The organism is Actinocorallia lasiicapitis (assembly GCF_054778695.1).
This window is the reverse complement of sequence record NZ_BAAGZI010000319.1, coordinates 1-6,946: the sequence shown is the minus strand read 5'-3', so window position 1 is coordinate 6,946 and position 6,946 is coordinate 1. Positions and strand designations below refer to the sequence as shown.

The 6,946-nt window shown below is 69.3% G+C and carries 5 protein-coding genes; 4 read left to right on the top strand and 1 reads right to left on the bottom strand.

Annotation, left to right across the window (positions count from 1 at the left end; all coding sequences use genetic code 11):
* Positions 1-1,247 (top strand): TRAFAC clade GTPase domain-containing protein (locus ACYVE7_RS26140; RefSeq protein WP_460368135.1); only part of this gene is annotated, 1,247 nt, incomplete at its 5' end.
* Positions 1,248-1,359: 112 nt separating this feature from the next.
* Here ACYVE7_RS26140 and ACYVE7_RS26135 read toward each other — a convergent pair.
* Positions 1,360-2,922: a glycoside hydrolase family 13 protein gene (locus tag ACYVE7_RS26135; RefSeq protein ID WP_460368133.1), complete on the bottom strand. Its 1,563-nt coding sequence runs from the start codon at positions 2,920-2,922 to the stop codon at positions 1,360-1,362.
* A gap of 157 nt (positions 2,923-3,079) precedes the next feature.
* On the opposite strand from ACYVE7_RS26135, the gene ACYVE7_RS26130 reads away from it, so the two are divergent.
* The 3 genes from ACYVE7_RS26130 to ACYVE7_RS26120 are packed head-to-tail and all read left to right on the top strand — an operon-like array spanning position 3,080 to position 6,831.
* Positions 3,080-4,351 (top strand): sugar ABC transporter substrate-binding protein, encoded by a 1,272-nt coding sequence (locus ACYVE7_RS26130; RefSeq protein ID WP_460368132.1) that lies wholly within the window; start codon positions 3,080-3,082, stop codon positions 4,349-4,351.
* A 6-nt stretch (positions 4,352-4,357) separates the two neighbouring features.
* Entirely contained in the window at positions 4,358-5,980 is a 1,623-nt protein-coding gene (locus tag ACYVE7_RS26125) for an ABC transporter permease subunit (RefSeq protein WP_460368130.1), read from the top strand.
* On the top strand, positions 5,977-6,831 hold the full coding sequence (locus ACYVE7_RS26120) for a sugar ABC transporter permease (RefSeq protein WP_460368128.1): 855 nt from the start codon (positions 5,977-5,979) through the stop codon (positions 6,829-6,831). The genes ACYVE7_RS26125 and ACYVE7_RS26120 overlap by 4 nt, the downstream gene beginning before the upstream one ends.
* Positions 6,832-6,946: the final 115 nt, after the last annotated feature.

The following is a 6,946-nucleotide window of genomic DNA, read 5'->3' as shown; positions in this document are numbered from 1 at the left end:
TCCTGCTGCCGGTCGGGAAGTTCCGCGACCACGGGGCGTGGATCACCAGGAACTGCTTCACGGCCCCGCCGCTGACCCCGTTCGTCGGCTGGCTCGCCGGGGTGCTGCTCTGGTCGGGGCTGGCGCTGGGCGCGCTGATCGCGGCCACGGCGGTGCTCGCGGTCGGCGCCCTCCAGGCGGCGCTCTGGCTGGTGCTGGCCGGGCTGGCGTTCGTGCTGCTGATGGCGTTGCGCGGCATCGACACGGTCCGGTTGAAGATCAAGGGGATCGGGCTGACCTGCCCGTCCTGCCAGAACAAGGTCGGGTATCCCGCCTACAGCTGTCCTGAGCCGTCGTGCGGCCGCCGTCATCTGGACGTCAGGCCGGGCCGGTACGGCCTGATCAACCGCAAGTGCTACTGCGGGGCGTCGATGCGGACCCTGCTCATGCTGGGCAGCCACAACATGGTCGCGCACTGCCCGCACTGCGCGAAGGAGCTGGCCGAGAGCGTCGGGACGGTGCCGGAGGTGGTGCTGCCGGTCGTCGGCGGCTCCTCGTCGGGGAAGACCAGGCTGATGCTGGCCCTGGTCCAGGCCCTGGACGAGCGGGGCGGGAGCGAGGTGAAGTTCGCCGACGAGCCGTCGCGGTCGGCGTATGAGAAGTTCGCGCCCGCCCTGAAGTCGGGGGCCGACACCTGGAAGACGGCCCTGGCCGGTGACGCGCCGGTCCGCGCCTACTCCTTCTATCTGACGGCCGGTGGCATCACCCGTCTGCTGCACGTGTTCGATCCCGCGGGCGAGATCTTCGAGAGCGCCGAGCGGATGCAGACCCAGCGGTTCATGGGGATCGCCCGCACCTTCGTGTACACGCTGGACCAGCTTTCGGTGGAGCCGGTGTGGAACTCCCTGGAGGTGCCGCAGCGGGCCAGGTTCCGCAAGATCCGGGCGGAGCGGGCGCCGGAGCTGATGTTCGCGCAGGTGCTGAGCGGGATCGAGGAGCAGGGCGTCAATCCGAAGAAGGCCAGGCTGGCGGTGGCGCTCACCAAGCAGGACCTGGTGCGCGACGTCGTCCCCGAGGGCGGTAGTGACGCGATCAAGGCGTGGCTGGAGAGCCCGGAGATCGGCCTGGACAACATGGTCCGCACGATGGGCAAGGCGTTCGCGGACGTCCGGTTCTTCCGGACCTCCAGCCGGGTCGAGGACGGCCTCGACCCGGCGATCACCGATCTGACCCAGTGGATCCTGAACGGCGAGGGGTACAAGCTGTGACCGATCTCTACCGCACCTGGCGGATCAGCATGTTGGTGGCCGCCGTGCTGGCGGCGGCCGTCTTCCTCATCGCGATCGGGGCGCAACTGGTGGCCTATGTGCTGTCGATCTTCTAGCCGGCCAGCCAGGCGGCGGCGTCCGGGGGCAGGAGGCCGTCGGCGAGGGGGTGGCTGGACAGGAGGAGTTCGGTGCCGAAGGCGTCGAGGGGGATCGGGGTGTCGGCGGTGTTGACCACGACGGTGAGGCCGGGGTCGCGGCTGAAGGCCAGGACGCCGTCGGGGGAGGGCAGCCAGGTGAGGGTGCCGCCGCCGAGTGCCGGGTGCTCGCGGCGCAGTCGCAGGGCCCGCCGGTACAGGTTGAGCATCGACGCCGGGTCGGTGTCCTGCTTCTCGACGGTCAGCTCCGCCCAGGCGGCGGGGTGCGGCAGGTGCGGGGGCCGGGAGCCGGCCGGGCCGAAGCAGTAGGAGCCGGCCAGCTCGCCGGACCAGGGGAGGGCGACGCGGCAGCCGTCGCGGCTCTCGCCGGTGCGCGGGAACGACGGGTCCTCGCGGAGCTCGTCCGGCAGGTCCAGGACCTCCTCCAGGCCCAGTTCCTCGCCGTTGTACAGGTAGGTGGAGCCGGGCAGCGCCAGCATCAGCAGCAGCGCGGCGCGGGCGCGGTCCTGGCCCGCAGTGCCGCCGCCGTACCGGGTGACGTGCCGGACCTTGTCGTGGTTGGACAGCACCCACGTGGTGGGCGCGCCGATCAGGTCGGCTTCGGCGAGCGAGTCGTCGATGACCTTCCGGTAGTCCTTGGCGGCGAACTCCGATTCCATGAACGCGAAGTTGAACGCCTGGTGGAGCTCGTCGGGGCCGATGTAGCGGGCCAGGCGCTCGGCGTTCTCCACCCACGCCTCGGCGACGGCCATCCGCCCGCCCGGGTAGGAGTCGAGGATCGGCCGCCACTCGCGGTAGATGTCGTGGACCCCGTCCTGGTCGAAGTACGGCACCCGGTTGTGGCCGAACAGTTCGATCCTGCGGTGGGTGTCGGAGCCGATCGAGGGCAGGCCGTCGGCCTTGACCATGCCGTGGGCGACGTCCACGCGGAAGCCGTCGACGCCGCGGTCGAGCCAGAACCGCAGGACGTCCCGGAACTCGGCGCGGACCTCGGGGTGGTTCCAGTCGAAGTCGGGCTGTTCGGGGGCGAACAGATGCAGGTACCACTGGCCGTCCTCGACCTGGGTCCAGGCGGGGCCGCCGAAGATCGACTGCCAGTCGTTCGGGGGCAGGCCGCCCTGTCCCTCACGGAAGTGGAATCTGGCCCGTTCGGGGGAGCCGGGGCCTGCGGCGAGGGCCTCCTGGAACCACGGGTGCAGGTCGGAGCAGTGGTTCGGGACGAGATCGACGATCACGCGCAGGCCGAGGGCGTGCGCGTCGGTGATCATGGCGTCGAAGTCGGCGAGGCCGCCGAAGCGGGGGTCCACGTCGCGGTAGTCGGCGACGTCGTAGCCGCCGTCGATCATGGGTGAGACGTAGAACGGGCTGAGCCACAGGGCGTCGATGCCGAGTTCTTGCAGGTAAGGCAAGCGGTTGCGGAGACCTTGCAGGTCGCCCGTGCCGTCGCCGTTCCCGTCGGCGAAGCTGCGTGGATACACCTGGTAGACGACGGCATCACGCCACCAGTCGGAGACAGTCACGGGGTGGCCCTCTCTGTGGGCTTACGGGGGATCTGACGAGTGGTTACAGGCACTATCTGTAACAGGATCGGCATCTTGCTGCAAGAACTTCCAATCTATGAAAACTCTTGCTAACCTCCCGGCCATCACCCCAAACCCCTAGAACCGGGAGATCCCCATGCGCATCCGTTCCGCGGGTGTGGCCGCCCTCGCACTGGGACTGGCCTTCAGCGCCGCCGCCTGTGGCGGTTCCTCGAACGACGACGCCGCCGCCCCGGCCCAGACCTCCGCCGCCGCCGTCGACAAGGGCAACGGCAAGCTGGTCATCTGGTCCGACGTCCCCCGCTCCACCGTGCTGAAGGCGTTCGGCGAGCAGTTCGGCACCGAGAACGGCGTCAAGGTCGAGGTCAAGGGCTTCGCGGAGAACCTGCAGACCCAGTTCCTCACCGCCTCCCAGAAGGGCGCGGGCCCCGACATCGTCGTCACCGCGCACGACTGGATCGGCAACTTCGTGCAGAACGGCGCGATCGACCCGGTTCAGCTCACCGAGGAGCAGAAGGCCGCCTTCCAGCCCCTCGCCATGAAGGCCGTCAGCTTCAACAACCAGACCTACGGCGCGCCCTACGCGATCGAGAACCTGGCGCTGATCCGCAACACCGAGCTCGCCCCCGAGGCCCCCAAGACCCTGGAGGACCTGGTCGCCAAGGGCACGGAGCTGAAGAAGGCCGGCAAGGTCAAGAACATCCTCTGCCTGCAGTCCGGTGACGTCGGCGACGCCTACCACCTGTACCCGCTGTTCTCCTCCGCGGGCGGCTCGCTGTTCGGCACCACCGCCGCGGGCGACCCCGACCCCAAGAACGTCACCCTCGGCTCGCCCGAGTCGGTCGCGGCGTTCGAGAAGATCGCGAAGCTCGGCGCGAAGGGTTCCGGCGCGCTGACCACGTCGATCGGCGCCGACAACTCCATCCCGACCTTCACCTCCAAGAAGTGCGCCTTCCTGGTCTCCGGCCCCTGGGCGACCGCCCAGGTCAAGACCGCGAAGATTAAGTACGAGGTCTCGGCGATCCCGGGCTTCGACGGCGCGAAGCCCGCGGCCCCGTTCGTGGGCGTCCAGTCGTTCTTCGTGGCGTCCAAGGGCGGCAGCAAGGCCCTCGCGCAGGAGTTCGTCTCCAACTACGTCACCAACAAGGACGTCCAGCTCGCCCTGTTCAAGGCCGACCCGCGCCCCGAGGCCCTGATCGCGGCGTTCGAGGAGTCCAAGGCCACCGACCCCGACCTCGCCAAGTTCCTCGAGGCCGGCGCCAACGGCCTGCCCATGCCCGCCATCCCCGAGATGTCGGCGATCTGGGAGCCGTTCGGCAAGGCCGAGGCCGCGGTCATCAAGGGCGGCGACCCGAAGACCGCGGTCGACGCCGCGGCCAAGGCCGTCACCAAGGCGATCAACAAGTAGTCCGTCGTGACCGCCACCGAGCAGGCGGTGAACGTGGGGAGCGCGGGCTCCCCACGTTCCGGACCGTCCCACCCCGAATCCCCGCGCAGGAACCGCCGCGAGATCACCCGTGAGATCACCACCGGGTTCGTGGTCGGGCGGGTCCTGGTCCTGGCCTTCGTCGCGGCGATGGCGTTCTACGCCGCGCCGCCGCTCGTCTCCGGCCGTCACTGGACCGGACTGGCGATCCTCGTGGCGGTCACGGCCGGCACCGTCTACCTGTATCTGACGAGGCGGCATGTGCCGCTGAAGTACCTGGTGCCGGGCACGCTGCTGATGGTCTGCCTCCAGCTCCTGCCCGTGCTGTACACGGTGAGCGTCGCGTTCACGAACTTCGGCGACGGCCACCGCGGCACCAAGCAGGAGGCGATCACCGCGATCGAGAGCTCCTCGCTCACCCAGGTCAAGGGCGCGCCCGAGTACGCGCTGTCGCTGGCGCTCCAGGACGGCCGGCTGGCGTTCCTGCTCACCGACACCGCCACCAAGCGGACCCAGCTCGGCACCGAGCAGGGCCTCACCCCGGTCGAGGGCGTCAAGCTCGGCATCACCGGCAAGGTCCTGACGGCGCCGGGCCTCCAGGTGCTGACGACCGCGCAGGCCGCCGGGTACGACAAGCAGATCATCGCGTTCGAGGTGCCCACCCCGCGCGGCGCGATCAAGGCCACCGGCCTGTCCCGCGCCTACGAGGGGCAGCGCACCAAGACCTACGACCGGGCCGCCGACGCGATCGTCGACACCGCGACGGGCGACCGCTGGACGGCCGACGAGGACAAGGGCCTGTTCGTCGACGCCGCGGGCGAGAACCTCTCCCAGGGCTGGAAGGTCAACGTCGGGTTCGCGAACTTCTCCCGGATCTTCGGCGACTCGACCGTGCTGAGCCACTTCCTCGGCACGTTCGTCTGGGACCTGTTCTTCGCCCTGTCGACGGTCCTCGGCACGTTCGTCGTCGGGACGGCCATCGCGATGCTCCTGCACGGCTGGCGCACCCGGGCGCTGCGCGTCTACCGGGTGCTGGTGGTGCTGCCGTACTCGATGCCGGCGTTCGCGATGCTGCTGGTCTGGCGGAGCATGTTCAACACCGAGTTCGGGCTGGTCAACCGGGTGCTCGGCACCGGGGTCGACTGGTTCGGCGAGCCGCTGGCCGCCCGGTTCGCGGTCATCCTGATCAATGTGTGGCTCGGTTTCCCCTACATCTTCCTCGTGGTGACGGGCGCGCTCCAGGCCATCCCCGGCGAGCTCACCGAGGCCGCGAAGATCGACGGCGCGTCGCTCTGGCAGGGGTTCCGGCGGATCACGCTGCCGCTGCTGCTCGTCGCGACGACCCCGCTGCTCATCTCGTCCTTCGCGTTCAACTTCAACAACTTCAACGTGATCCAGTTGACGACCGCGGGCGGGCCGTTCCCGGCAGACGACACCACGGTCGGCGCGACCGACCTGCTCATCACCTACACCGTCCGGATGGCGTTCGGGGCGAACACCGCCGACTTCGGCTTCGCCGCCGCGCTCTCGGTGCTGATCTTCCTGCTGGTCGCGGTGATGTCGATCTACTCCTTCCGCAGGACCCGCGCCCAGGAGGACGTGTTCGCATGACCAGATGGTTCTCTCGCAGCGGCTGGCGTCATCTGGCGATGCTGGGCGTCCTCGCGTTCGCGCTGTTCCCCGTGCTGTTCGTCGTGTCGGCGGCGTTCAACCCGCTCGGCACGCTGTCGTCCAGCGAGCTGTGGCCGACGGGCGCGAGCCTCGCCAACTTCAGGGCCCTGTTCGGGACGCCCGACGCGCCGTTCGGCCGCTGGTTCGTCAACTCGGTGGTGCTGTCGCTGCTGGCGGCGTTCGTGAGCTGCTTCCTGTCGCTGCTGGCCGCCTACGCGTTCAGCCGGATGCGGTTCAGGGGCCGCCGGGTCGGGCTGATGTCGCTGCTGCTGATCCAGATGTTCCCGCAGTTCCTCGCCATCGTGACGATCATCATCATGTTCACGACCATCGGCGAGCTGTGGCCGACGTTCGGGTTCAACTCGCTGTGGGGCCTGTTCCTGCTGTACATGGGCGGGGCGCTGGGCGTCAGCACCTATCTGATGAAGGGGTTCCTCGACACCGTCCCGCGCGAGCTGGACGAGGCCGCCAGGATCGACGGCGCGTCCCACGCCCAGATCTTCTTCCGGATCATCCTGCCGCTGGTCACGCCGATCCTCGCGGTGACGGGCCTGCTGGGCTTCATCGGGATCATGAGCGAGTTCCTGATGGCCAACATCTTCCTCCAGGATCCGGAGTCCAAGACCCTCGCGGTCGGCATGGCGGGCCTGCTGGGCCAGGACGGCCGGAACACCAACTTCGGGATGTTCTCCGCGGGCGTCCTGATCTCGGCCGTCCCGACGGTCGGGGTGTTCCTGTGGGCGCAGCGCTTCATCGTCAGCGGCCTGTCGGCCGGCTCGGTGAAGGGCTGACCGTCAGCGCGGGGCGGCCTGCCAGGCGGTGAGGGCGGTGCCGGTCTGGTGGACGGCCAGGAGCGCCCAGCCGGGGCGGGGCGCCAGGGCGAGGACCTGCTCGGCGGGCGGGGTG